At 71.6% G+C, this 23,846-nt stretch carries 20 protein-coding genes; 7 read left to right on the top strand and 13 right to left on the bottom strand.

Going from position 1 to position 23,846, the window contains the following annotated elements:
• Positions 1 to 205 precede the first annotated feature (205 nt).
• Positions 206 to 895 carry an RDD family protein gene (locus ADL01_RS07645; protein ID WP_053741137.1) on the top strand — a complete coding sequence of 230 codons (690 nt, stop codon included), beginning with the start codon at positions 206 to 208 and terminating at the stop codon, positions 893 to 895.
• A 117-nt stretch (positions 896 to 1,012) separates the two neighbouring features.
• Here the strand turns inward: ADL01_RS07645 and ADL01_RS07640 are convergent, their stop codons facing one another.
• On the bottom strand, positions 1,013 to 1,441 hold the full coding sequence (locus ADL01_RS07640) for a peptidase inhibitor family I36 protein (protein ID WP_053741136.1): 429 nt from the start codon (positions 1,439 to 1,441) through the stop codon (positions 1,013 to 1,015).
• 244 nt (positions 1,442 to 1,685) lie between these two features.
• Between ADL01_RS07640 and ADL01_RS07635 the strand changes: the two genes are divergently transcribed.
• Entirely contained in the window at positions 1,686 to 2,732 is a 1,047-nt protein-coding gene (locus ADL01_RS07635; protein ID WP_053741135.1) for a helix-turn-helix domain-containing protein, read from the top strand.
• Positions 2,733 to 2,758: 26 nt separating this feature from the next.
• Here ADL01_RS07635 and ADL01_RS07630 read toward each other — a convergent pair whose 3' ends face one another.
• The 3 genes from ADL01_RS07630 to purN all read right to left on the bottom strand — a co-directional run bounded on the left by ADL01_RS07630 (position 2,759) and on the right by purN (position 5,533).
• Positions 2,759 to 3,133: a hypothetical protein gene (locus tag ADL01_RS07630; protein WP_053741134.1), complete on the bottom strand. Its 375-nt coding sequence runs from the start codon at positions 3,131 to 3,133 to the stop codon at positions 2,759 to 2,761.
• Positions 3,134 to 3,323: 190 nt separating this feature from the next.
• Positions 3,324 to 4,895 (bottom strand): bifunctional phosphoribosylaminoimidazolecarboxamide formyltransferase/IMP cyclohydrolase, encoded by a 1,572-nt coding sequence (gene purH, locus ADL01_RS07625; RefSeq protein ID WP_053741159.1) that lies wholly within the window; start codon positions 4,893 to 4,895, stop codon positions 3,324 to 3,326.
• A gap of 8 nt (positions 4,896 to 4,903) precedes the next feature.
• Positions 4,904 to 5,533 carry a phosphoribosylglycinamide formyltransferase gene (gene purN, locus ADL01_RS07620; RefSeq protein WP_053741133.1) on the bottom strand — a complete coding sequence of 210 codons (630 nt, stop codon included), beginning with the start codon at positions 5,531 to 5,533 and terminating at the stop codon, positions 4,904 to 4,906.
• A gap of 299 nt (positions 5,534 to 5,832) precedes the next feature.
• Here purN and ADL01_RS07615 point away from each other — a divergent pair, with 299 nt between their 5' ends.
• The gene (locus ADL01_RS07615; protein WP_053741132.1) at positions 5,833 to 6,603 is read left to right on the top strand and encodes a hypothetical protein; all 771 of its coding nucleotides are present in this window, start codon (positions 5,833 to 5,835) and stop codon (positions 6,601 to 6,603) included.
• 18 nt (positions 6,604 to 6,621) lie between these two features.
• Here the strand turns inward: ADL01_RS07615 and ADL01_RS07610 are convergent, their stop codons facing one another.
• Positions 6,622 to 8,274, bottom strand: a complete 1,653-nt coding sequence (locus ADL01_RS07610) for a DUF6350 family protein (RefSeq protein WP_053741131.1) — start codon at positions 8,272 to 8,274, stop codon at positions 6,622 to 6,624.
• 97 nt (positions 8,275 to 8,371) lie between these two features.
• On the opposite strand from ADL01_RS07610, the gene ADL01_RS07605 reads away from it, so the two are divergent.
• The gene (locus ADL01_RS07605; protein ID WP_053741130.1) at positions 8,372 to 9,388 is read left to right on the top strand and encodes a transcriptional regulator; all 1,017 of its coding nucleotides are present in this window, start codon (positions 8,372 to 8,374) and stop codon (positions 9,386 to 9,388) included.
• Positions 9,389 to 9,576: 188 nt separating this feature from the next.
• Here the strand turns inward: ADL01_RS07605 and sucD are convergent, their stop codons facing one another.
• From sucD to ADL01_RS07570, 7 genes are all read right to left on the bottom strand, one after another.
• Complete coding sequence (gene sucD / locus ADL01_RS07600) at positions 9,577 to 10,461, bottom strand: succinate--CoA ligase subunit alpha (protein WP_053741129.1); 885 nt, start codon at positions 10,459 to 10,461, stop codon at positions 9,577 to 9,579.
• Positions 10,462 to 10,482: 21 nt separating this feature from the next.
• Positions 10,483 to 11,661 carry an ADP-forming succinate--CoA ligase subunit beta gene (gene sucC / locus ADL01_RS07595; RefSeq protein WP_053741128.1) on the bottom strand — a complete coding sequence of 393 codons (1,179 nt, stop codon included), beginning with the start codon at positions 11,659 to 11,661 and terminating at the stop codon, positions 10,483 to 10,485.
• 439 nt (positions 11,662 to 12,100) lie between these two features.
• The gene (locus ADL01_RS07590) at positions 12,101 to 12,577 is read right to left on the bottom strand and encodes a hypothetical protein (RefSeq protein WP_053741127.1); all 477 of its coding nucleotides are present in this window, start codon (positions 12,575 to 12,577) and stop codon (positions 12,101 to 12,103) included.
• 25 nt (positions 12,578 to 12,602) lie between these two features.
• Entirely contained in the window at positions 12,603 to 13,544 is a 942-nt protein-coding gene (locus ADL01_RS07585) for a hypothetical protein (protein WP_053741126.1), read from the bottom strand.
• 114 nt (positions 13,545 to 13,658) lie between these two features.
• Positions 13,659 to 14,846, bottom strand: a complete 1,188-nt coding sequence (locus tag ADL01_RS07580; protein ID WP_053741125.1) for a VWA domain-containing protein — start codon at positions 14,844 to 14,846, stop codon at positions 13,659 to 13,661.
• Complete coding sequence (locus tag ADL01_RS07575; protein WP_053741124.1) at positions 14,843 to 17,431, bottom strand: DUF5682 family protein; 2,589 nt, start codon at positions 17,429 to 17,431, stop codon at positions 14,843 to 14,845. The genes ADL01_RS07580 and ADL01_RS07575 overlap by 4 nt, the downstream gene beginning before the upstream one ends.
• A 135-nt stretch (positions 17,432 to 17,566) precedes the next feature.
• Positions 17,567 to 18,712, bottom strand: coding sequence for an ATP-binding protein (locus ADL01_RS07570; protein ID WP_053741123.1), 1,146 nt, complete (start codon positions 18,710 to 18,712; stop codon positions 17,567 to 17,569).
• A 167-nt stretch (positions 18,713 to 18,879) separates the two neighbouring features.
• Between ADL01_RS07570 and ADL01_RS07565 the strand changes: the two genes are divergently transcribed.
• Both ADL01_RS07565 and ADL01_RS07560 read left to right on the top strand, forming a co-directional pair.
• Complete coding sequence (locus tag ADL01_RS07565) at positions 18,880 to 20,232, top strand: SWIM zinc finger family protein (protein WP_053741122.1); 1,353 nt, start codon at positions 18,880 to 18,882, stop codon at positions 20,230 to 20,232.
• A 101-nt stretch (positions 20,233 to 20,333) separates the two neighbouring features.
• The gene (locus tag ADL01_RS07560) at positions 20,334 to 22,037 is read left to right on the top strand and encodes a DUF5691 domain-containing protein (protein ID WP_053741121.1); all 1,704 of its coding nucleotides are present in this window, start codon (positions 20,334 to 20,336) and stop codon (positions 22,035 to 22,037) included.
• A 31-nt stretch (positions 22,038 to 22,068) separates the two neighbouring features.
• On the opposite strand, the gene ADL01_RS07555 is transcribed toward ADL01_RS07560, so the two are convergent.
• Positions 22,069 to 22,485 (bottom strand): cobalamin B12-binding domain-containing protein, encoded by a 417-nt coding sequence (locus ADL01_RS07555; protein WP_053741158.1) that lies wholly within the window; start codon positions 22,483 to 22,485, stop codon positions 22,069 to 22,071.
• A gap of 398 nt (positions 22,486 to 22,883) precedes the next feature.
• Between ADL01_RS07555 and ADL01_RS07550 the strand changes: the two genes are divergently transcribed.
• Positions 22,884 to 23,768, top strand: a complete 885-nt coding sequence (locus tag ADL01_RS07550) for an esterase/lipase family protein (RefSeq protein WP_053741120.1) — start codon at positions 22,884 to 22,886, stop codon at positions 23,766 to 23,768.
• Positions 23,769 to 23,846 lie beyond the last annotated feature (78 nt).

Genomic DNA, 23,846 nt, shown 5'->3' with positions numbered 1-23,846 from the left:
GTTCCTTTTTCGTCCATCGTGCGCGCATGATCACCGATGTTGCACTTGCACAACTCCTGGCGGATCCGGCTGGACAAGGGCTTGCCCGCCAACGACGATGAACGGCGCAGTATCGCGGTCCGCGTTGGGGGGCAAACCGCTCATTTCATGATGTTCCTCCATGCCATCCGTGCCGTCCCCGCAGTGCAATGGAGGAATACCAGCCATGAGTTTCGGCTCGCCCCAGAACCCCTACGAGCAACCGCAGGCTCCCCAGCCGGGTTACGGCCACCCCCAGCAGCAGCCCGGTCAGCCGGGCCCGCCCGGATACGGCTACCCGCAGGCCCCCCAGGGCGTTCCGCAGCAGGGCTACGGCTACCCGCAGCAGCCCGGCTACCCCCAGGAGCCGGGATACCCCGGCGGCCCCGGCCCCCGGGTCGCCTCGATGGGCCGCCGCTTCGGCGCCCGGGTGATCGACTGGCTGATCCTCGGTGTTGTCTACTTCGTGCTGAGCTTCGCCGGCGTAGCGAGCTTCATCAACTCGGCCAAGGACTGCGACCCGAACGCCGCCGACTACAACACCTGCATCAACAACGCGAGCGCGGACATGGTCGGCAAGCTCGGCGCCGTGTTCGGCGTCCTCGCTCTCGCCGGGCTGCTCTACGAGTGGCTGATGACCGGCCTGTTCGGCGCGACGCTCGGCAAGATGGCCGTCGGCATCCGCGTCGTGAAGGCCGAGACCGGCCAGAAGCCCGGCCTGGGCTCGTCGTTCATCCGCTGGATCATCCCGGTCGTCGGCAGCCTCGCCTGCGGCATCGGCCAGCTCCTCGTGTTCCTGTCCCCGTTCTGGGACAAGTCGGGCCGCCAGCAGGGCTGGCACGACAAGGCCTCGAGCACGATGGTCATCCAGAACTAGTAAGCGACCGCGGGGCGTCACGTGCCCGCCGTTCGTCGTCCAGGGCCGTGTCTCACCCTTCCGAGGGAGACACGGCCCTGGTGCGTCGCCCCCGCGCGCGAGGTCCCGCTCCCGGGCTCAGCCGCAGCTGCCGCTGATCCACTTGTGGGAGCGGACCTTGTAGGTGCCGGCGAGGTTGCCGCCGTGCTGCTGCCGGGTGCAGCCGACACGGTCGTTGTAGTCGGCGTCCAGGTAGTAGGCGACGCCGGAGGACGAGCTGGTGCCGGCGTTCCACACCGACTTCACGTTCGTCGTGGCAGCCCAAGAGCACCGGGTGTCGCCGCCCAGCCAGTCGGGGTCGGCGGAGTCCCAGGAACACTTGCGGCCGGTGAAGTTGGCGCCCGTCCAGAAGCAGACGTCGCCGCTCGCACAGTCGACGGCGGCGACGGTCGCCGGTGCGGCCGAAGCGGACGTGGGCACGGCGAGGGAGGTGACCGCCGCCGCGCTGACGGCGAGGACCGCGAAGAGCGGCCTGAGGCGGCGCGGCCTGCGTACGGAAAGCTTCATGGGACTGGTCTCCTTGAGTTCGTCGGCCGAGATGTCGACGGGGTGAGTCGACCGGTGCTCGGCAGCCAGACGCTGACAAGGCACGTACTCGCCGGGCAAGGAAATAGGGCCCGTTGGGATGCCGGGACGGTGGGACGCCGTTCGCCTGGCACGTTCCGAGATCGTTGGAACGGCCATGGGACGGCCCGCGTGGCACAGTGGCCCGGCTACTGGAGCGTCTGACCACGTGCCATGGGGGGAAACCATGCCCGCACACCCGGAATCCGAACAACTCGCCGCGACACTGCGCGCGTTGAAGAACAGATCAGGACTCAGCTACGAAGCACTCGCCAAGCGGACCGACATCGCCGGCTCCACCCTGCACCGCTACTGCAAGGGCACCTCGGTGCCGCAGGACTACGGCGGCGTCCACCGCATCGGCACCGTCTGCGGCGCGTCCCCGGACGAACTGCGGTCCCTGCACCGGCTGTGGGCACTCGCGGACACGGCCCGGCTCAAGGAGAGCGGGGAGGCGGGCACGGAGCCGAACGGGGACACCGGCGAGGAGACGGCGAACGCGGTGACGGACACGGCCGTCGTCGAGCTACCCGCGACGCCGTTCCCCGCCCCGGTGCACCGCACCCGTTACTCCATGGTCGCCGCCGCGATGGCGGCGGTCCTGACGCTCGGCATCTCCGCCTGGGTCATGTCGACGGAGGAGGCGTCGTCCGCCAGCCATGACGACCGTGTGCTGTTCTCGGCGGGCTGCCGTTCGGTGGTCGCCATGGGAGAGCACGACACCTGCGTCCACGAGGTGCAGCAACTGCTGCACGACAAGGGCGCGGACATCGGCGTCGACTCGGACTTCGGGCCGCAGACCCTGCGCCGGGTCACCGCGTTCCAGGTGTTCGCCGGCCTCCCGCCGAACGGGATCGTCGACGACGCGACGAAGAAGGCCCTGTACGCGTCGCCGAACGTACGTATGAACGTGTGGTCGCCTCAAAAGGTGCGCCAACGCGTCCGCGCCGTGTTCGGGGAGGCGCCCGACAAGGCGGTGGCCATCGCGGACTGCCAGTCCTTCCTGGACCCGCTGCACATCCTCCCCAACACCAACGGCACCCGTAACTGGGGCGTGTTCCAGATCTCCGACGCCCGTCTGCGCGAACTGGGCGGCACCCCACGGCGGGCCCTGGACCCGGCGTGGAACATCGAGGCGGCCAAGCGCCTGTGGAGCAAGGACCACGACTTCCACGACTGGCCGAACTGCGAACGAGCGGCCAACGCCGCACCCTCGCCGACGCGAAGTCCCTGAGAAGCCCTTACCAGTCCAATAATTCCTTACGCCGGACAGGAGCCGCTGGGCGACGGAAACAGCCGGCTGACGATGATGCCGTCGATCCCGAACAGGGTGTCGCCCGGCGGGACGGCACTGTTGTGGGTGCCGGCCACGCAGTACCAGATCGACGTCCTGTTGGTGATCGCCGCCGCCTCCATCGGGGGAGAGAAGGAGGCGGTCGCCCCCTGCCGGACGTTCACCGTTCTCATCCCGTCGATGGACCCCAGACACACGAACCCCGACGAACACGGGACCGCCGTCGTGCTCTGCCCGGCCGCGGCTGCCGACCCGGTGCCGAGCCCGAGCCCGAGCCCGAGGGTGAGCGTGGTTGTGGCGGCGGCGACGAGGAAACGGATTCCACGGGTTCTGCTGCGCATCTTCGGACCTCCGGAGGCGACTGGGAACAGACGCGTTGTCTGTCGTCACACCGTCTCAGCGGAATCCCGGCCTCTGTACCCAGGTATGCGCCATTCCGGTCCGGGAACCCCCGCGACCGTCCACCACGGCCTGCGGCCCACCGGAACCCGAGGTTCCGATGGGCCGCAGGCCGCGCAGACCTCGTAGGTCTCAGTGGAAGAAGTGCCGCGTCCCCGTGAAGTACATCGTGACGCCCGCCTTCTGCGCCGCCTCCACGACCAGCTCGTCCCGCATCGAACCGCCGGGCTGCACCACGGCCTTGACGCCGGCGGCGGTGAGGATCTCGAGGCCGTCGGGGAACGGGAAGAACGCGTCCGAGGCCGCGTACGCGCCCCGCGCCCGCTCCTCGCCCGCCCGCTCGACCGCCAGCTTCGCCGAGTCGACGCGGTTGACCTGGCCCATGCCGACGCCGACCGAGGCGCCGTCCTTGGCCAGCAGGATGGCGTTGGACTTGACGGCCCGGCACGCCTTCCAGGCGAAGGCGAGTTCCGCGAGCTCGGACGCGGACAGCGCCTCGCCCGTCGCCAGGGTCCAGTTGGCCGGATCGTCACCCTCTGCCTGGAGACGGTCCGTCACCTGGAGGAGCGCGCCGCCGTCGATGGGCTTGACCTCGGCGGGGTGCGCGGGCGCGGCCGGGGCCTTCAGCACACGGATGTTCTTCTTCCGGGCGAGGGCCTCAAGGGCGCCGTCCTCGTAGTCGGGCGCGACGATGACCTCGGTGAAGATCTCGGCGACCTGCTCCGCCATCTCCTTGCTGACGGGCCGGTTGACGGCGATGACGCCGCCGAACGCCGACAGCGGGTCACACGCGTGGGCCTTGCGGTGCGCCTCGGCGACGTCCGCGCCGACCGCGATACCGCAGGGGTTGGCGTGCTTGATGATCGCGACGCAGGGCTCGGTGTGGTCGTACGCGGCACGGCGGGCGGCGTCCGTGTCCGTGTAGTTGTTGTACGACATCTCCTTGCCGTGCAGCTGCTCGGCCTCCGCGAGACCGGTGCCCGTGCCGTCGACGTAGAGCGCGGCGGGCTGGTGCGGGTTCTCGCCGTAGCGCAGGGTGCTCTTGCGCTCCAGGGCGGCCGCGATGAAGTCGGGGAACTGCGAGTCGTCGGCGGGCGCGTAGGCGCTCGCGAACCAGCTCGCCACCGCGATGTCGTACTCGGCGGTGTGCCGGAAGGCCTCGGCGGCCAGCCGCTTGCGGGCGGCGAGGTCGAAGCCGCCGTCCTTGACCGCGGCCAGGACGTCGGCGTACCGCGCCGGGCTGGTGACCACGGAGACCGACGGGTGGTTCTTGGCGGCGGCGCGGACCATCGACGGGCCGCCGATGTCGATCTGCTCCACGCACTCGTCGGGCGAGGCGCCGGAGGCGACCGTCGCGCGGAACGGGTAGAGGTTGACGACGACCAGGTCGAAGGGCTCGACGCCCAGCTCGGCGAGCTGGCTGCGGTGGTCCTCCAGGCGCAGGTCGGCGAGGATGCCCGCGTGCACCTTGGGGTGCAGGGTCTTGACCCGGCCGTCCAGGCACTCGGGGAAGCCGGTGAGCTCCTCGACCTTGGTGACGGGGACGCCGGCAGAGGCGATCCGGCCCGCCGTCGACCCCGTGGAGACGAGTTCCACGCCCGCCTCGTGCAGGCCACGGGCCAGCTCTTCCAGGCCGGTCTTGTCGTAGACGCTGATGAGCGCCCGTCGGACGACCCGCTTGTTGCTCTCGGCCGTGACAGTGATGTCGGCGGTCACTGGATAACTACCTTTCGTCCCTCAATGCGATAGCCGTTGCGGGCGAGCCGCCCCACGACATCCACGAGCAGCCTTCGCTCGACTTCCTTGATGCGCTCGTGCAGAGCGCTCTCGTCGTCCTCGTCCCGGATCTCCACCACGCCCTGAGCGATGATCGGTCCGGTGTCCACGCCGTCGTCGACGAAGTGGACGGTGCAGCCGGTGACCTTGGCGCCGTACGCGAGCGCGTCGCGAACGCCGTGGGCCCCCGGAAAACTGGGCAGCAGGGCGGGATGCGTGTTGACGAACCGCCCGCCGAACAGGGCCAGGAACTCCTTGCCCACGATCTTCATGAACCCGGCGGAGACCACCAGATCGGGTTCGTACGCGGCCACCGCGGCGGCGAGCGCGGCGTCCCACTCCGCCCGGGTGCCGTGGTCCTTGACCCGGCACACGAACGTCGGCAGCCCGGCCCGCTCCGCGCGCGCGAGCCCCTCGATGCCGTCGCGGTCGGCTCCGACAGCGACGATCTCGGCGCCGTAGGCCTCGGTGCCGGTGGCCGCGATGGCGTCGAGGAGCGCCTGGAGGTTCGTACCGGATCCGGAGACCAGCACGACAAGGCGCTTGGCGGCCTGGGGCTCGGCCACGGCGGGGCCCTTTCTCGGGGGAGCGTTTGTACGGTCGTACGAATGCTTCGCGCCCGGGGATACGGGGAAGTCTACGAAGCGGCCGACCGGCAGCAACGATACCGGCAGTCCGGACAGCCCCCACGGGACGGGGGCGTGGCCGGAAGGTAGCGTCTGGGAGGAGCCGGTCCGGGAACGCCGTCGTCATGCGGCACGTTCATGGGGTGACGGCTCACGCTGGAACAGCCGTGATCAACTCCGTAGATCAGAGTTGTCATCAGTTCATCAGTTGTCATCAACAAGGGAAAGACGCTCACTTGATGTCGGACCGCAGCCTGCGACTCCTCCCGCTCCCCCCGCAGTCGGTGCTGCTGCGGGAGCGCCCCGCGTCGCCGCCCGAGGCGCCCTCGGGCAAGAAGAACGGCGACGGGCAGGAGAGCACGGCCCAGGACGACAACCCGTTCGCCCCACCGCCGGAGGGTACGCCGGACAAGCCCTGGCAGCCCCGGCGGCCGACGGGCGACGACTCCTCCGACACCGACGGGCACTCCCCGTGGGGCAGCCAGTGGAGCGACCGGCAGCCCGGCCGTTCCCAGGGCGGCTTCGGCGACCGCTCCCGTCGGCCCGGCGGCCCGGGCGGCCCCGAGGACCAGGGCGACGGGCAGGGCACCAACCCGCGCTGGGATCCGACGGACCCGGCCCAGCGCCGCGCACGGTACGCACTGCTGTGCGGCATGTGGGCCTTCTTCTTCGCCCTCTTCAGCTGGGCGTATGTGGCGCTGCTGCTCGGCGCGCTCGCCCTGAACTGGGGCATCAGCGCCCTGCGCGCCAAGCCCGCCACCCCGAGCCCGGACACTCCGGCGCCGGCGCAGGGCACGGGCGCCGGGGGCCGGCAGCTGCGGACGGCCGCGATCAGCGGCCTGGTCACGGCGTCCCTGGCGCTCGCGATGGTCGCGACGACGTTCACGCTCCAGTTCGTCTACCGCGACTACTACACCTGCGCGAACGATGCCCTGACGTCCACCGCGAAGAAGGACTGCGCCGACCTGCTCCCCAAGGAACTCCGGAAGGTGTTCGGCACGAACAGCTGACCGACCACGGCCGCACGGCTACCGCTGGGTCCCTTCCGGGTCCGGCGGCGGTGTGGACGCCGCATCCTTGAGCGCCGCCCAGCGGGCCTCGCGGGACACGGTGTCGTACCAGGGCGAATGCTCGGGGGCCGGCGGGTCGGCGGGGAGGAAGTCGTAGACGGCCTCCAGTTCGTAGGGGTCGTCGGCCTCGTACGCGTCGTCGGCGGCGCTCTCGCGGGCCTTCCGCGTCGCGTCGGGAGCCGCCTGGGCTGTCAGCGTCAGCGTGCTGCCACTGGTGCCGGTACGGGTACCCGTGCCCGTACGGGGGCCCGTACTGGTGCCGGTGCCGGTGTGCTTCGGACGGTTCCGCAGCCGCCACGCGCGCAGCCCCAGCGCCGTCGGTACGGCGACCACCGCCGTCCACGCCAGCGCCGCCGCGCCCGTCTGCCACCACACCGGGCCGACGTGGGCGAGGCCGCCGCTGCCGAGCGGTCCGCCCGCCAGGGCGGCCAGCACCGCCAGCGCACCCGCGCCCAGGGCGGCGGCAAGGCACACGTTCGCGGCGGTACGCCCGCCCGACCAGGGCGTCTTTCCGTCCCCCTCCCCTGAGCTCGCCGCCCGCGCCGTGAACCAGGCCGTCGTCAGCCCGGCCGCGACCGGCAGACCCGCGACCGCCCAGTGCAGCGGGGTGCCCGGGCCGACGTCCGGCACCGCTGACAGCAGCGGGAAGGGCGGCAGCCGCGGCGCCGGGTCGGCGGCCAGCGGGCCGGCGACATGCCCCGCGCCGAGCGCGAAACCCGGGCCGAGGGCATAGGCCGCGCCCCACAACGCCGCGTTGGGCATCAGCGCCAGGCACAGCAGCAGTACGGCGATCCGGCCCGACCACGCCTCCGTCAGCTGGAGGAAGGAGGCCCGGGCGGCCCCGCCGTGCCCCACCAGCGACACCGCGACGAGCAGCGCCCCGCCCCCGACGAACACGGCGACCCCGGCCCCGGCAGTCCGCCCGGCGGCCAGGACACGGTGACGGACACCCGGATCCAGGACGCGTCGGCGTACCGACCTGGGCAGCAGACACAGCACCCCGGGCGACAGGGGCCCGTGCGGGCGGCCGTACGCCGTCCACACCCCGGCGCCCGCCGCGGCCATGGTGAGCAGCGGCACGCATACGGCCGTCGACGCCCAGTCGGGGCGCAGCCCGCCCCCGGACGCGTACAGCGCGACGCCTCCGCCGACGGTCAGATACCCGGTGACGACGCCGAGCCAGGCGGTACGGGCGGGGAGCGGGGGCGCGTCCTGGGCCGCCCCCTCCTCCTCCGGGCCCTCCGTCGCGTCGCGGGCGGCACGGTGCAGCAGCCAGACCGGGAGCGCGAGCAGCAGCAGGGGGGTGACGCCGACGGGGGCGGGCGCGCCGGCGAGGCTGTCCACGCGGACGAGTCCGGCGCCGTGGGCGAGCAGCCAGAGGGCGGCGGCGATGTGCAGTGCGCCGTCGGGGCCGCTGTCCGGATACGGCGAGCTGATCCACAGCACCATGACGAGTACGGCGAACACACCCAGCCCGAGGCCGGCCGCGACCGCGCCGCCGAGCAGGCCGACGCCCAGTCCGGGGGAACGGTCGCGCAGCCGGTCACGGACCCGGGTACGCAGGGGTGGGAAGGGAAGTCGGCGGTCGGTCGTCTGGGTCACGAACGACATGGTCCCAACGACACGCGCTTTCCCGCCGTAACAGGCGAACTTACGACGTGTCCCTCAATATGCGTTTTATGCACTACCCCGCGCGAAGGATCCCCCGGTGACACAGAGCCCCACCATCCCGCTGCCTCCACCCGCCGAACGCCGTCGTCTGCGCGAGTGCCAGTCGCTGACGCGGGCTCAGGTCGCCGAACGGGTGGGCGTCAGCCGCGAGACGGTACGCGCATGGGAGACCGGCCGTACGACACCGCGCGGACGCAAGGCACAGACGTACGCGAGCCTGCTCGCGGCGGCACCGACATCCGTCGCCCCGGTCGCCCCCGTCACCCCGGCCCAGGCTTTCGACGCGCTCTACGCGCTCTGCGCCCCCGCCCTCGTACGGCAGACCTATCTCCTCACCGGGCGGCGGGAGCTGGCGCGCGAGTCGGTCGAGCGGGCGTTCCAGCTGGCCTGGCACCGCTGGCCCGAGGTGGCCGTGGACCCGGACCCGCCGGGGTGGGTACGGGCCACGGCGTACGAGTGCGCCCTCTCCCCCTGGCACCGCTTCCGCGCCCGCCACCGTCATCCGGAGCCACCGGCCGCCGACCCGGCCGACCGCGCGCTGCTGTCCGCGTTCCTGGAGCTCCCCCCGCCGTACCGCCGCACCCTGCTCCTCCACGACGGTCTGGGCCTCGGCCTGCCCGAGACGGCGGCGGAGACGGAGGCGAGCACCCTGGCGGCGGCCAACCGTCTGCTGCACGCCCGCGAGGCGGTGGCGGCCCGCCTGCCGGACCTCGCCGACCCGGCCCACCTCGCCCCGCGCCTGGCGGGCCTCGCCACCCACGCCCGTCTGCGCGCCGCCCATCCGTCGTCGGTCCGCGCGGGCAGCGAACGCCGCGCCCGGAACTGGACCCAGGCGGCGATCACCCTCACCGCCGCCCTGATCGGCGCCACCGCCTTCACCCTCCACACGGCCCCGACCCGCTACGAGCCCCCGGTCCCCCCGGGAACAACCGTGCAAGGGGTACCCCCACAGGCTGCGCCGGGCCCGTTGTCGCGACGAGAACGGGCCCTACGAAAAAAACTGACGCGCACGACGGCAAACGGCCCGGAAAGAACGCAACCGGAACCGAGGTGAGGTGAGCCGGGCGCGCGCCCCCGGCTGTGGGCAGTCGCCTGCCCCGGCTGTGGGCAGTCGTTCCGCTGGGGCGGAACGGGTGGGCACAGCCATCAGCTCCGGGTACCGGCAGTCCCACGGCACCCGCACCAACGCCAGTGGGCCCGCCCCAGAAGGGGAACGGGCCCACCAAGGTTCAGCTGACCGACTCAGCCGGCGAGGATCTCCCGCGCCAGCTTCGCCGTCTCGGTCGGCGTCTTGCCGACCTTCACACCGGCGGCCTCGAGGGCCTCCTTCTTCGCGGCAGCCGTACCGGAGGAACCGGAGACGATGGCGCCGGCGTGCCCCATCGTCTTGCCCTCGGGCGCGGTGAAGCCCGCGACGTAACCGACGACCGGCTTCGTCACGTTCTTCGCGATGAAGTCCGCGGCACGCTCCTCCGCGTCCCCACCGATCTCACCGATCATGACGATCAGCTCGGTGTCGGGGTCCGCCTCGAACGCGGCCAGCGCGTCGATGTGCGTCGTACCGATGACCGGGTCGCCACCGATACCGACGGCCGACGAGAAGCCGATGTCCCGCAGCTCGTACATCATCTGGTACGTCAGCGTGCCCGACTTCGAGACCAGACCGATACGGCCCGGCTTCGTGATGTCGCCCGGGATGATGCCGGCGTTCGACTGGCCCGGCGTAATCAGACCGGGGCAGTTCGGGCCGATGATCCGGGTCTTGTTGCCCTGCGCCACGGCGTACGCGTAGAACGCGGCCGAGTCGTGGACGGCGATGCCCTCGGTGATGACGACCGCGAGGGGGATCTCCGCGTCGATCGCCTCGACCACGGCGGCCTTCGCGAAGGCCGGCGGTACGAAGAGGACCGATACGTTCGCGCCCGTCTTCTCGATCGCCTCGGCGACCGAGCCGAAGACCGGGATCTCGGTGCCGTCGAAGTCGACCGACGTGCCCGCCTTGCGCGGGTTCACGCCACCGACGATGTTCGACCCGTCGGCCAGCATGAGCTTGGTGTGCTTCATGCCGGTGGCACCGGTCATGCCCTGGACGATGATCTTGGAGTCTTTGTTGAGGAAAATAGCCATGGCTGTTTAGTCCCTCGTCCCTTACTTCGCAGCCGCGAGCTCGGCGGCCTTGTCGGCCGCGCCGTCCATGGTGTCCACGCGCTGGACCAGCGGGTGGTTGGCGTCGGAGAGGATCTTGCGACCCAGCTCGGCGTTGTTGCCGTCGAGGCGGACGACGAGGGGCTTGGTGACTTCCTCGCCCTTGTCCGCGAGCAGCTGCAGTGCCTGCACGATGCCGTTGGCGACCTCGTCGCACGCGGTGATGCCACCGAAGACGTTGACGAAGACGGACTTCACGTCCGGGTCGCCGAGGATGATCTCCAGGCCGTTCGCCATGACGGCGGCGGAGGCGCCACCACCGATGTCGAGGAAGTTGGCGGGCTTGACCCCACCGTGCGCCTCACCGGCGTACGCGACGACGTCGAGGGTGCTCATGACGAGACCCGCGCCGTTGCCGATGATGCCGACCTCACCGTCGAGCTTGACGTAGTTGAGGTTCTTGGCCTTCGCGGCGGCCTCGAGCGGGTTGGCCGCGTCCTTGTCCTCGAGCGCCTCGTGCTCCGGCTGGCGGAACTCGGCGTTCTCGTCGAGGGACACCTTGCCGTCGAGGGCGATGACCTTGCCGGAGGCGACCTTCGCGAGGGGGTTGACCTCGACGAGGAGGGCGTCCTCCTTGATGAAGGTGTCCCACAGGGTCACGAGGATCTCGGCGACCTGCTCCGCGACCTCGGCCGGGAACTTCGCCTGCGCGACGATCTCACGGGCCTTCTCGATGCTCACGCCTTCGTTGGCGTCGACCGGGACCTTCGCGAGGGCCTCGGGGTTCTCCTCCGCGACGACCTCGATCTCCACGCCACCCTGAACGGACGCCATGGCGAGGAAGGTGCGGTTGGTGCGGTCGAGGAGGTACGAGACGTAGTACTCCTCGACGATCTCGGGCGCGGTCTCGGCGATCATCACCTTGTGGACCGTGTGGCCCTTGATGTCCATGCCGAGGATGTCCGTCGCACGGGCGACGGCCTCGTCCGGGGTGGCGGCGAGCTTGACGCCGCCGGCCTTTCCACGCCCACCGACCTTCACCTGCGCCTTGATGACGGACTTGCCGCCAAGACGCTCAGTTGCCGCGCGGGCCGCCTCAGGCGTGTCGATGACTTCACCGGCCAGCACCGGTACACCGTGCTTGGCGAAGAGGTCCCTCGCCTGGTACTCGAACAGGTCCACGCGCGTCCGTCCCTATCAGTGATCTCGCGGTTCGTTGTCTGCGTGGGCGTGCCGCGAAGGGCAACGTGACGTCCGCCGAGTCACAAGGGTGGCGCACACGATGTCCGAATGCGCGGCATGTCCGTCCCGCAGGTTATCGCCGCACCCCGCAGGTCCCTAAATCAGGAATCACAACTGGGCGGTGATTACGGTCACAGATTGCAAGTTTAAACGGCCTCACCAGGCTGGAATCTGCTTGGTGAGGCCCTCGGCACAGCTGTTGACGGGCACGGGCACGGGCCGGGCGGCCCCCGCTGCGTTGGGTGCCACCCGGCCCGCGTGCGCACAGCTCGTTCACGGGGACGCGATGTACGGCTCGGTGTGCTTGTCGGTGGGTCGCGGGGCGTCCACCGCGGGACCGTGCCGGGCCCCCGCTCCCGGCACGGCGGACATCAACCGGTCAGCAGCTGTCGGTCCAGGAGTGCGAGGAGATGTTGTCGTTGACCGACTCGTTCTTCCCCGCCCACCACCACAGGCCGAAGTTGAAGATGTAGTCCCCGTGCGACAGGTCCTGCCACGCGTCACCGCGGCCGAGACAGGCGTACACCCCACTCTGGTCCTGGTTGTAGTACAGGTCGACATCGTCGTAGCCGCCCGCGAACCCGCGGTTCTCCAGCGAGGAGGCGAGATTGCGCATCGGCCGGCAGTTGCCCGTCACACCGTCGTCGCCGTAGTCCCAGTCACGCTTGTTGCCCGACCAGGAGCAGTGGGCGCCCCGCTGGTAGGGGTCCGCCCATGCGTGCAGCCTGCCGTCCGCGGCGGCGCGGGTCGCGCGCGGCGCGGCGGCCTGTCCGTCCGCGGCCTGCGCGGCGACGACCGGGCCGCATGTCGCGAAGAGCATCGCGGCACTGGTGGCGAGCAGAGTCAGTTTCTTCATTTCCACATACCTTTCAGGCGGGGAGTCAGCCGGACTTGACGATGTCCCGGGCGCGGTCCAGCGCCCCGGACTCCAGCGTCTTCCTGTTGGTGAACTCGGTGGAATGGTCGGATTCGGTCTTCGCCTGTTCGGCGAGCGCGAGCGTGCGCGCCGTCTTCGCGAGGCCCGAGGTCAACGCGCAGCGGGCCTCCGCCTTCGCGGTCGCGATCTCGGCGGCGCGTGACTCGCCCGAGCCGGGCGCGCCCGCTGGCCGCACAAACCGCTGACGTGTTTCCAAGGGGGAGCTGTACGGGTGTCCCTTGGCCCGCATGCAGGCCGACCACTGGGAGACCGCCGCCGTGAAGCGCTTGTCCTGTGCGACCGCGGACGGGACGGAACGCTTGAGAGCGTCCGTCACCTTCCACGCGCTGTACCACTTGGGCAGGTCGGAGTAGAGGGACCGTTGTGCCTCGGACTCGCACCCCTGATCGCTGTGCTGGACCGTGCCCATGCCGGGAACCCGCGCTTCCAGACCCCTCGCCTCCGGGCCGTTCAGCGCGTCGATGGCGGCCTCCCTGCGCGTCGCGGAAAGACTTTGGAAGTAGAGCTGGTTCGGGTCGTTCGCGGCGAGGGTGTCCCGTTTCCGCTGGATGTCGCTGCCGTAGCCGTGCTCGGCCGCCCAGCTCAAGTCATCGACGACGTACGGGAAGAGGCGGTCGATCCCGTCCGGCAGGTCGTCGGTGACGTGGAAGGAGAATCCCCGCTTCACCATGCAGTCCCGCGTCAGGAGCGCCTCGGCCTTGGCCAGGGTCTGCCGATCGGTGGGCGTGAGTCCACGGGCGGCAACGGTCGGCTCAGGGGTGGTGGTCTCGGGGGACGTGCTCGGTGGCGCGGCCGTGCAGGCCGACAGCACGGGCGCCGCCAGACACAGCAGCAGTACGCCCACGGCCGTGCCCCGCCCTGCCTGGGTACCGGTGCGTCCCGCCATGTTCTTGCCCTCTTCCCCCGAAGCGCTGTGACACCTCGAACGGTAGGAGGATCGGCTCGCCCGCGGTCCTGACAGATGTCAGGGCCGCGGGCCCGGGCCGACGACCGGGCCGCCCTACCGCACCGGGCTCTCCGTGTCCGGTATCGGCAGCGGGCGCTTCTCTATCGCCGCCGCCATCACCTCCGGGAAGAGGTCGGGTGTGCAGGCGAACGCCGGTGCGTCCAGCGCGGCCAGTGCCGCCGCGTGCTCACGGTCGTAGGCGGGAGCCCCCTCGTCGGACAGCGCGAGCAGCGTCACGAACTGCACGCCCGACGCCTTCATCGCCGCGACCCGCTTCAGCATCTCGTTCCGGATGCCCCCTTCGTAGAGGTCGCTGATGAGGACGACCACCGTGTCGGCCGGTCGGGTGATCTGCGACTGGCAGTACGCCAGCGCCCTGTTGATGTCCGTCCCGCCGCCGAGCTGCGTACCGAACAGCACGTCGACCGGGTCGTCGAGCTGGTCGGTGAGGTCGACGACAGCCGTGTCGAAGACGACGAGCCGGGTGTTGATGGACCGCATGGAGGCGAGCACCGCGCCGAACACCGACGCGTAGACCACCGACGCCGCCATCGAACCGGACTGGTCGATGCAGAGGATGACCTCCTTCTTCACCGACTGCGACGCGCGCCCGTACCCGATGAGCCGCTCCGGCACGATCGTGCGGTACTCGGGGAGGTAGTGCTTGAGGTTGGCCGCGATCGTGCGGTTCCAGTCGATGTCCTGATGACGCGGCCTGCTGATACGGGCACTGCGGTCCAGCGCCCCGGTGAGCGTGGCCCGGGTCCGCGTGGCAAGCCGCTTCTCGAGGTCCTCAACGACCTTGCGTACGACCGCTCTCGCCGTCTCCTTCGTCGTCTCCGGCATCGCCTTGTTGAGAGAGAGGAGCGTGCCGACGAGGTGGACGTCAGCCTCGACCGCTTCCAGCATCTCGGGCTCCAGGAGGAGCGCGGACAGTCCGAGCCGGTCGATGGCGTCCCGCTGCATGACCTGGACGACGGACGAGGGGAAGTACGTCCGGATGTCGCCGAGCCATCTCGCGACCGACGGCGCGGACGCTCCGAGCCCGGCCGAACGGTCCCGCCCCGCCCGGTCCTTGCCCCCGTCGCCCCTCCCGTAGAGCGCGGCGAGCGCCCCGTCCATCGCGGCGTCCTGCTTGGAGAGCGCGCATCCGGTGCCGTCCGCGGCGTCGCCTCCGAGCACGAGCCGCCATCGCCGCAACCGCTCCTGTGCCGGATCCGCCGTCTCAGTCGCCGTTGTCATGTCCCCACCCCCACAAGGTTGCTGTCATCGACGCCCCCGTCGCCCGCGTCCGCCGGCCCCAGCAGCAGCCGCACCACCGCCAGCACGGCATCCGCTCGCCGAGTGTCGAGCTCGGGCGCGAAGCCCGGCAGAGCGGCGGCGCCGATCACCGTGTTCCCACGCTCCCCCGGCCCGCGCCGGACCAGTTCCCCCAGCGTTCTGCGCACCCCGGGCTCGTACGCCGAGAAGGTGCGCCTCAGCAGGGGCAGCACATCGGTGAACGCCTCCGCCGGCACCCCGGTCAGCCAGGCGTCGACCAGCCCGAGCAGCCGCGTGTCATGCACGAGCAGCATCCCGGCCCCGGATCCGCCCCCGACGAACCCCTCGATCCACGCGGCCGCGTCCCCCGGCGCCGTGCCCGGCGACAGCACGAGCCCCATGAGCACCGCCGCCTCGTCCTGCGCCAACTCCCCGTCGTCCAGCAACAGCCGCACGGCCCGCCCCCGCACCACTCCGGCCACACTGTCCCGCCCGGCCAACCCCCGAAGCACGACGTGCCAACGCCGCCGCAGATCGCCGTACTGTCCCGACCCGGCGACATCCACAACCCTGCTCGCAGGGGCGGCGCCAGAACCACCCCCGGAAACCGCCCCGGACTCACCAGGTTCCCCCAGCTCGGAGGGCCTCGCGACCGTCTCGGTAGCGGCGCCCTCGGTGACCGCGCCCGTAGAGGCCGCCGCAGCCTCGGTGTCATCTGGAAACCCTCCCGGCGCCGGAGCTCTCTCCCGCGCCGGGGTCGCGGTCTCGCTGAGAAGCCCCACCGCCCCGTGGACCGCGTCCACGTGGCGTCGCATCTCCTCCGCCGCGTCCGTGTCGAGCGCCGCGCAGGCCGGGGGCAGGCCGACGAAGACGCGTTCGGCCAGGCCCTCCGCGACCTCGGCCAGCGCCCGGGTGTCCGTGCCGCGTACGTCGCCGTAGCGCAGGGACCGGACCAGCGCCGGCAGGGCCTGGGCCAGGTGGCCCACGTCAGCGTCCAGGGCCGCGCGGTCGGCGAGGACGCGCATCACGACGGGGAGCGCCTCGGACAGTTCGGCGAGCAGACAGCGCTCGGCGAGTGCCGTCACGTCGGCCAGTGACCCCGCGCCGACGGCGTCGGCCTCCGCTCTGGCGGTCGCCGCCGACAGCACCGTCGTCCCCCACACGCCGGCCTCCGCGACCCGTACCGCCAGCTCGGGCTCCCACCGCAGCCGCCACGTCTCCCGGAACGTACCGGTACTGCCACGCGACGCCGCGCGCTCGCCCCAGCCGACGCCGAGCAGTCGCAGCCGGTGCAGCAGCCGACTGCGCGCGGCGTCGGTCTCCTTGCGCAGGTCGAGCTCCAACTCCCGTTCCAGCGCCTCCGGTTTGAGCCGCAGCCGACGCTGGATCCTCGTCAGGTCGCGCTGCAACGGCACTGCGGGCGCCGACTCGGGGACCTCCCCGAGCACGTCCCCGACCACGAGCCGGTCGTGCACCAGGGCCAGCGGCACGTCCGAGCCCTCGCACATCACCGCCCGCACGGCGTCGGTGGTCTCGGTCAGCCCCGGCAGCGGGCGGCCCCGCATCGCGGCGAGCGTCTCCGCCAGCCGCACCGCCTCGATGACATGCGCCGAGGAGACGATCCTGTCCTCGTCGCGCAACAGCCCCGCCACCTTGGTCATCCACCGCTCGACCGGCCGGTCCCGCGCTCCGAACAGGTGCCCGTACCAGCCGGGCGAGTCGATGCCCGCCCCGTATCCGCTGGCCCGCGCGAGCCTGCGATGCGTCCACGGCACCCAGGTCACGTCCACCTTGACCTTGGGCAGCCCCTTCAGCAGCGCCCGGTCGGCGGCGACGGTGACCCTCTGCCGCAGCGCGGGCACATGCCAGGCGCCGCACACCACGGCCACCGCCGCGTCCCCGAACTCCCGCTGCGCGCCCCGCACTTGGAGCCGCATGTACGCCTCCCGCACCGGGTCCCGGTCATGGCCCCCGGTCCCGTACGCCTCCCGCAGCGCACCCATGGCCTCTTCGAGCACCTCGAAAGGAGCGAACACGTCCCCGCTCCCAGCCCCCCGGTGCTCGACGACGTCTTCCCACCAACGTTCCGGATCGTCGTAGCCACCGGTGTGTGCGAGCACGGCGAGCGGATCGACCCGCACATCGACCTCCGCGTTCGCACCCGTGTCCGAGCCCGCATCCGTGTCCGTGTCCGAGGCCCGGCCGTCGGATCCGTCCCCCTCGCTCTTCCATGCCAGCGTGTGCGTGGCGGGGAGGTCGATGAAACGGGCGGGGACCCCGTGTTCCAGGGCCCAGCGGATCGCCACCCACTCCGGGGAGAACTCGGCCAGCGGCCAGAACGCCGAGCGGCCGGGTTCGTCCACGGCGTGGGCCAGCAGGGCGACCGGTGGCCGCATGTCCTCGTCGGCGGCCAGCGGGACCAGTGCGTCGGCCTCGGGCGGCCCCTCGATCAGGACGACCGCCGGCCGCGCCGCCGACAGCGCGGCCCGCACCGCCCGCGCCGACCCGGGCCCGTGATGCCGCACGCCGAGCAGCAGCGGCCCGGTGCCACCCTCCGTGTCCGTCACGCCGTCTCCCTCCCGCGCCACGTCGAGCCGTCGTCACCAACAGCCGCGCTCACCGCACCGACCCGCACGAGCACCGAATCTCCCCCCACCGACATCCCGTACTCACGCCCCGTCCGCCCACGCCCGCGTCCCGGCTCATGCGCTCACCTCTCGGCACGCCCGGTAGAAGTCCTTCCAGCCGTCCCGCTCGCGGACCACCGCCTCCAGGTATTCCTGCCACACGACCCGGTCGGCCGCCGGATCGCGGACGACGGCGCCGAGGAGACCGGCGGCGACGTCGGAGGCCCGCAGGACGCCGTCGCCGAAGTGGGCCGCCAGGGCCAGGCCGTTGGTGACGACCGAGATCGCCTCGGCCGTGGACAGAGTGCCGCTCGGCGACTTCAGCTTGGTCCGGCCGTCCGACGTGATGCCGTCGCGCAGTTCACGGAAGACGGTCACGACCCGTCGGATCTCGTCGACGCCGTCCGGTACGGCCGGCAGGTCGAGCGAGCGGCCGATCTGGTCGACCCGGCGCGAGACGATGTCGACCTCGGCGTCGGCGCTCTCCGGCAGCGGCAGCACAACCGTGTTGAAGCGCCGACGCAGGGCGCTGGACAGCTCGTTGACCCCGCGGTCGCGGTCGTTGGCCGTCGCGATCACGTTGAACCCGCGTACCGCCTGCACCTCCTGGCCCAACTCCGGTATCGGCAGCGTCTTTTCCGACAGGATCGTGATCAGCGTGTCCTGTACGTCGGCCGGAATACGGGTCAGCTCCTCGATACGGGCCGTCATCCCCTCCGCCATCGCCCGCATGACGGGGCTGGGTACGAGAGCCTCGCGGCTCGGACCGTGCGCGAGCAGCCGCGCGTAGTTCCAGCCGTACCGGATCGCCTCTTCCGGCGTGCCGGCCGTGCCCTGGACCAGCAGTGTCGAGTCTCCGCTGACGGCCGCCGCCAGGTGCTCGGACACCCAGGTCTTCGCCGTGCCGGGCACGCCGAGCAGCAGCAGGGCACGGTCGGTCGCGAGGGTGGTGACGGCGACCTCGACGATGCGGCGCGGGCCCACGTACTTCGGGGTGATCACGGTGCCGTCGGGCAGGGTGCCGCCCTGCAGATAGGTCGCCACCGCCCACGGCGAGAGTTTCCAACGGGCGGGGCGCGGGCGGTCGTCCTGCGCGGCCAGCGCCGCGAGTTCGGCGGCGAAGGCGTCCTCGGCGTGCGGGCGCAGTTCCTCCGTGCCGTTCGCGTGCGCGGACTGCTCGTGACGCGGGTCGACGGATGTCGGTTCAGCGGAAACAGGCATGGCTCGGTCCCCCTCCAGCTCGGCCGGTCTTGGCCCGTTCGGATCTGGTGACCACACTGCACCACGCCACTGACAATGCGTTCTGACCTGCGGAAATGTGATTTCGGAAGCCGAGCGGGGAGCGGGCCGAGGGCCGATTGTCAGTGCCGGGATCTACCTTCGATGTCATGACTCAGCAGGGGGTGCGCTGGACGGCGGATCAGGTGCTGGCACTGGCGCCTGACGTCTCGTCACGCAAAGCGGGAAGCAAACTCGGCGCGGCCGGGCCGTGGTCGGAGGCCGGCAGTTCTGACGAGGGGACGGTGTGGGGACTGTGCAAGGGCAGTGGCAGCAAGCCGTATCAGACGGTCGTCGACATCGCGGACGCCACCGGGCCCGCGTACAAGTGCAGTTGTCCGAGCCGCAAGTTTCCGTGCAAGCACGCGCTCGGACTGCTGCTGCTCTGGGCGGGCGAGGACGGCGCGGTGCCGCGAGGGGAGGCGCCGGGCTGGGCGGAGGAGTGGCTGGCGGGGCGACGGAAGCGGACGGAGGAGAAACGGGCGGCGGGGGCGGCCGGTTCCCCCTCCGGTGATCCGGAGGCGGCGCGGCGCAGATCGGAGCGCCGGGCCGAGCGGATCACGGCGGGGGCGACGGAGCTGGAGCAGCGCCTCGCCGACCTGCTGCGCGGCGGCCTGGCCACAGCGGAGCAGGCGGGGTACGGGCTGTGGGAGGAGACCGCGGCCCGCATGGTGGACGCGCAGGCCCCCGGACTGGCCGCCCGAGTAAGGGAGTTGGGGGCGATACCGGCGTCCGGCCCGGGCTGGCCGGTGCGGCTGCTGGAGGAGTGCGCACTGCTCCACCTCCTCGACCGGGGCTGGCTGCGCCGGGACGAGCTGCCGGACGGCCTGGCGGCGACGGTACGGTCACGGATCGGCCTGCCCGGCTCCGCGGACGGCCCGCCGGTGCGCGACCGCTGGCTGGTCCTCGCCCAGTACGAGACGGCGGACGCCCGCCTCACGACCCGCCGGATCTGGCTGCACGGCGCGGAGTCGGGCCGCACCGCGCTGCTCCTCTCGTACGGGGCAGCCGGCCGCGCCCCCGAACTGGCGCTGCCGGTCGGGCTGGCCTTCGAGGCGGAGGTGTCCGGGTATCCGGGCGCCGGGCAGTTGCGGGCGTCGTTGGGCGAGCGGTTCACCCCTCCCGCGCCGACGGACGTACGGCCGCCGGGGACGACGACCACACGCGCGGCGGAGCTCTACGGGGACGCGCTCCAGGGCGACCCCTGGCTGGACTCGTACCCGGTGACGCTGAACCGCGTCATACCGGTCCCGGACGGCGGCTCCTGGCAACTGGCGGACGCCGACACCGACTTGGCGCTGCCCCTGACCTCCTCCGCCATCGCTCACCCCGGCCTGTGGCGCCTCGTCGCTCTCTCGGGCGGCGCCCCCGTCACGGTCTTCGGCGAGTGCGGTCACCAGGGTTTCACCCCGCTCACCGTCTGGCCGGACGGGGCGGTGGGACAGGCGATCCCCCTGTGCTGAGGCACGCGCACTCCGCGCCTCCACAACTCCCGACCGGACGACTCGAACGACCGAATGACGAACGACCGAGCGATCGCCGGCTTCCGAGGAAAGGGAATCTCATGAACGGCAGTAGGGCCTCCGCCCCCGAGGACTCGGCTCCCCTGGGTGCACCCGCAGCGGGCGCCTGGGAGGAACTGGTCACCGCGGCACTGCTCGGCACGGAGCGGCGTACGCCCCCGGGCTGCCCGCCGGGCAGACAGGCGCCGGTCGCGCTCCTCGACGCCGCGGCCGTGGAGACCGTACGGCGGCGAGCGGGGCTGCGGCCGGCCCGGGCCGCCGCGCGACCTGAGCCCGCCGCGGCGGACCCGCGCCCGCTGCTGCCCCCCGCAGCGGCCCGCAGGCTGTCCCTGCTGCTGGCCGACCGGCCCGGCATCCCCGGCGGCAGCGGTCGCCGGGGCACGGCGCCGGACCTGATGGAGCTGCTGCCCCAGTGGCTCGCGGCGGCGAACGCGCACGGTTTCGCGGCCCCTCCCCAGACGCTGCCCGCATTGCTCGACGCGGCCAGAGGGCGTACGGATCTGCGGCCTGCGGCGCTGGAGTTCGCCGGCCCGCGCGCACTGTGGCTCGCCCGGCTGAACACGGACTGGCGATTCGCCCTGCGCGCCACCCCGGGCGGGGGTACGGCCCTGCCCGGGGCGGAGGAGACCGAGCGGATCCAGCGGCTCTGGCAGGAGGGTCTGTTCGCCGAGCGGGTCTCCCTCCTCGCGGCGATACGCGCGCGGGAGCCCGCTGCCGCCCGAGAGTTGCTGGAGACGACCTGGCCGACGGAACGGGCCGAGGACCGGCTGATGTTCCTCGACTCGCTCCGCACGGGGCTGCGTTCCGAGGACGAGCCCTTCCTGGAGCGGGCGTTGGCCGACCGCAGCCGCAACGTCCGGGCGACGGCCGCGGAGTTGCTGTCGGCGCTGCCGGATTCGGCGCTCGCCGCGCGGATGGCGGTCCGGGCCGGAACGTGCGTGGCGCTCGACCACACGAACAGCGCGGACGGCATGAGCGGGGGCAGCGGCGATGCGAACGGTGGGCCCTCGCTCGTCGTGGAGGCGCCGCACGAGTGCGACGCCGGTATGGAACGGGACGGCGTCGTGGCGAAGGCCCCGTCCGGGCGCGGTGAACGGTCGTGGTGGCTCGGCCAGTTGGTGGAGGCCGCCCCGCTCGGATCGTGGCCTGGGCGGCTCGGCGGGCGTACTCCGGAGGAGATCGTGGCGCTGCCGGTGGCCGACGACTGGCAGAGCGAGCTGCACGCCGCGTGGTGCCGGGCGGCGGTGCGGCAGCGGGACGCCGGCTGGGCCCGGGCGCTCCTCGGCTCACCCTCGACACCCGAGGCGGGCGGGCCCGGCGCGGTGTCCCTGGCGGAGCGGGCGAAGCTGCTCGCCACGCTCGATTCCGCCGAACGGGCCGAATGGGTGGCCGGATTCATCGCGACGCACGGCCTGTCCGAGGCATTCCAGTTGCTCGGGGTGTGCGCGGTGCCGTGGGCTCCGCCGCTCGGGCGGGCAGTCGTCGACGCGCTCGACATCGCGCGGGACGCGGGCAGCTACCCATGGAGCTTCAGCGGGGTGATGGGGCTGGCGGAACGCTGCCTGGACCCCTGCGAGGCCGGCCGTCTCGACGGCCTGCTGGCGATCCCCGACGAAGGCGAGGACGCCTCACCGGGCGCGGGCACCTACTGGGCCGAGGCGTTCCAGCGCCTGGTGGGCACGTTGCGGCTGCGGGCGGCGATGGCGGAAGAACTGGCGACGGACGCGCGGGTGGGAGATGCTTGACCTGCGGCCAGGCACCATCCACACCGAAGCCCTACGACCCAGCAGACTCCCGTACATGCCCCCGCACCCAGTCCACAACCGAAGCCGTGGTCGCACCGGGAGTGAAAATCTCCGCGACGCCCAGCTCCTTGAGCGCCGCGATGTCCGTCTCGGGAATGATCCCGCCCCCGAACACCTTGATGTCGTCCGCGTCCCGCTCTCGCAGAAGGTCGATCACGGCCGCGAAAAGCGTGTTGTGCGCACCGGAAAGGACAGAGAGCCCAATGGCGTCGGCGTCCTCCTGGATCGCCGTGTCGACGATCTGTTCGGGAGTCTGGTGAAGGCCGGTGTAGATGACCTCCATACCCGCATCCCGCAGTGCCCGCGCGATCACCTTGGCCCCGCGATCGTGGCCGTCGAGCCCCGGCTTCGCCACCACCACGCGGATCGGACCGGCTGCCACACCCATCACTGCCTCCATGAAGTGAACGAACGTTAAGTCAAGCATCCCTCAACCGGCAGTTTCGCGACGTTCGGCGAGGGGGAAATCACATGGTGGGACACGTTCGCCGCGCACCGGCGGGACCGGCGCGAGGGGAGCCGCATCGAGGTCGTCGTGCCACCGCGTCGCGAGCCGCGCGGCGTGGAGGTGCGGTGCATCGGAGATGGCACGAAGGGCAGGAAGGCACGACAGCGGGGAGCTTCGTCGCCGTACGGCAAGGAGCTTCGCCATCCCTTGACGTCGCACAGACCACACGCCCCACTCGTGTACCACCGCCGACGCCACCACCGGCCGCTCTCGTCGCGACTCCCATGAGGGCACACAGGGGACAGGGAAGTCCCCCGGGTGCCGACAGGAGGTCGGCCATGAAGGTCATCCGGGCAGTCTTGCCCATGCTTCCGCTCTGCGAGCGCGTCCTGCCGATCAGGCTGACGGGGCTCTCCATCGCTCTCCTCAAGGCGACCGCCCTGGAGATCGCGATCCTGGCGGGGCATCTGCTTCTCTATCCGTCGGGCATCGTCCAGGAACGCCGGACCCCGGACCCGGAACCCTCCTCGCTCCCCGAAACCCGCGCCACGCCCCTGCCGACGGAGCCGAAGGCCCCGGTCGTCCTCCTGCACGGCTTCATCGACAACCGCTCCGTCTTCGTCCTGCTGCGCCGCTCCTTGGCGCAGCACGGCCGACAGCAGGTCGAGTCGCTCAACTACTCCCCGCTGACCTGCGACATCCGCACTGCTGCCGAACTGCTCGGCCGGCACATAGAGGAGATTTGCAGGCGCACGGGCCAGCCGCGGGTGGACATCGTCGGGCACAGCCTGGGCGGCCTGATCGCGCGCTACTACGTACAGCGACTCGGCGGTGACCTCCGCGTCCGTACGCTCGTCACCCTCGGCACCCCGCACTCCGGCACCCGGGTCGCCCCGCTGGCCAACGCGCACCCGATCGTCCGCCAGATGCGCCCCGGCTCGGAGGTCATCGAGGAACTGCGCCTGCCCGCGCCGGACTGCCGTACGCGTTTCGTCAGTTTCTGGAGCGACCTGGACCACCTGATGGATCCGCTGGAGTCGGCCTGCGTCGACCACCCGGACCTGCTGGCACAGAACGTACAGGTCACAGGCGTCGGCCACCTCGCCCTGCCCCTGCACCCCGCCGTCGCGACCGGCATACGGGACGCCCTGGACCAGAGCGACGACTCTCTCGGCGCAGGCGCGCGGTCCGATCAGGCTCGAGCCGGACTGACCGTGGCGTAGGCCTCGCCCGAGCACCGTCCACAGACGGCTCACGGCCGTCCCAGGGCCGTCTCATGGCCGCCGAACAGCCGTCACAAT

The organism is Streptomyces sp. NRRL WC-3618 (assembly GCF_001280005.1).
GTDB lineage: Bacteria > Actinomycetota > Actinomycetes > Streptomycetales > Streptomycetaceae > Streptomyces.
This window is presented reverse-complemented; position numbering and strand designations above follow the sequence as displayed.

Excerpts from the sequence above, each read along its gene's own strand:
- ADL01_RS07645 (WP_053741137.1), top strand. The coding sequence starts at position 206 with ATGAGTTTCGGCTCGCCCCAGAACCCCTACGAGCAACCGCAGGCTCCC.
- ADL01_RS07640 (WP_053741136.1), bottom strand. The coding sequence starts at position 1,441 with ATGAAGCTTTCCGTACGCAGGCCGCGCCGCCTCAGGCCGCTCTTCGCG.
- ADL01_RS07635 (WP_053741135.1), top strand. The coding sequence starts at position 1,686 with ATGCCCGCACACCCGGAATCCGAACAACTCGCCGCGACACTGCGCGCG.
- ADL01_RS07630 (WP_053741134.1), bottom strand. The coding sequence starts at position 3,133 with ATGCGCAGCAGAACCCGTGGAATCCGTTTCCTCGTCGCCGCCGCCACA.
- ADL01_RS07615 (WP_053741132.1), top strand. The coding sequence starts at position 5,833 with ATGTCGGACCGCAGCCTGCGACTCCTCCCGCTCCCCCCGCAGTCGGTG.
- ADL01_RS07610 (WP_053741131.1), bottom strand. The coding sequence starts at position 8,274 with ATGTCGTTCGTGACCCAGACGACCGACCGCCGACTTCCCTTCCCACCC.
- sucD (WP_053741129.1), bottom strand. The coding sequence starts at position 10,461 with ATGGCTATTTTCCTCAACAAAGACTCCAAGATCATCGTCCAGGGCATG.
- ADL01_RS07590 (WP_053741127.1), bottom strand. The coding sequence starts at position 12,577 with ATGAAGAAACTGACTCTGCTCGCCACCAGTGCCGCGATGCTCTTCGCG.
- ADL01_RS07585 (WP_053741126.1), bottom strand. The coding sequence starts at position 13,544 with ATGGCGGGACGCACCGGTACCCAGGCAGGGCGGGGCACGGCCGTGGGC.
- ADL01_RS07580 (WP_053741125.1), bottom strand. The coding sequence starts at position 14,846 with ATGACAACGGCGACTGAGACGGCGGATCCGGCACAGGAGCGGTTGCGG.
- ADL01_RS07570 (WP_053741123.1), bottom strand. The coding sequence starts at position 18,712 with ATGCCTGTTTCCGCTGAACCGACATCCGTCGACCCGCGTCACGAGCAG.
- ADL01_RS07565 (WP_053741122.1), top strand. The coding sequence starts at position 18,880 with ATGACTCAGCAGGGGGTGCGCTGGACGGCGGATCAGGTGCTGGCACTG.
- ADL01_RS07560 (WP_053741121.1), top strand. The coding sequence starts at position 20,334 with ATGAACGGCAGTAGGGCCTCCGCCCCCGAGGACTCGGCTCCCCTGGGT.
- ADL01_RS07555 (WP_053741158.1), bottom strand. The coding sequence starts at position 22,485 with ATGGGTGTGGCAGCCGGTCCGATCCGCGTGGTGGTGGCGAAGCCGGGG.
- ADL01_RS07550 (WP_053741120.1), top strand. The coding sequence starts at position 22,884 with ATGAAGGTCATCCGGGCAGTCTTGCCCATGCTTCCGCTCTGCGAGCGC.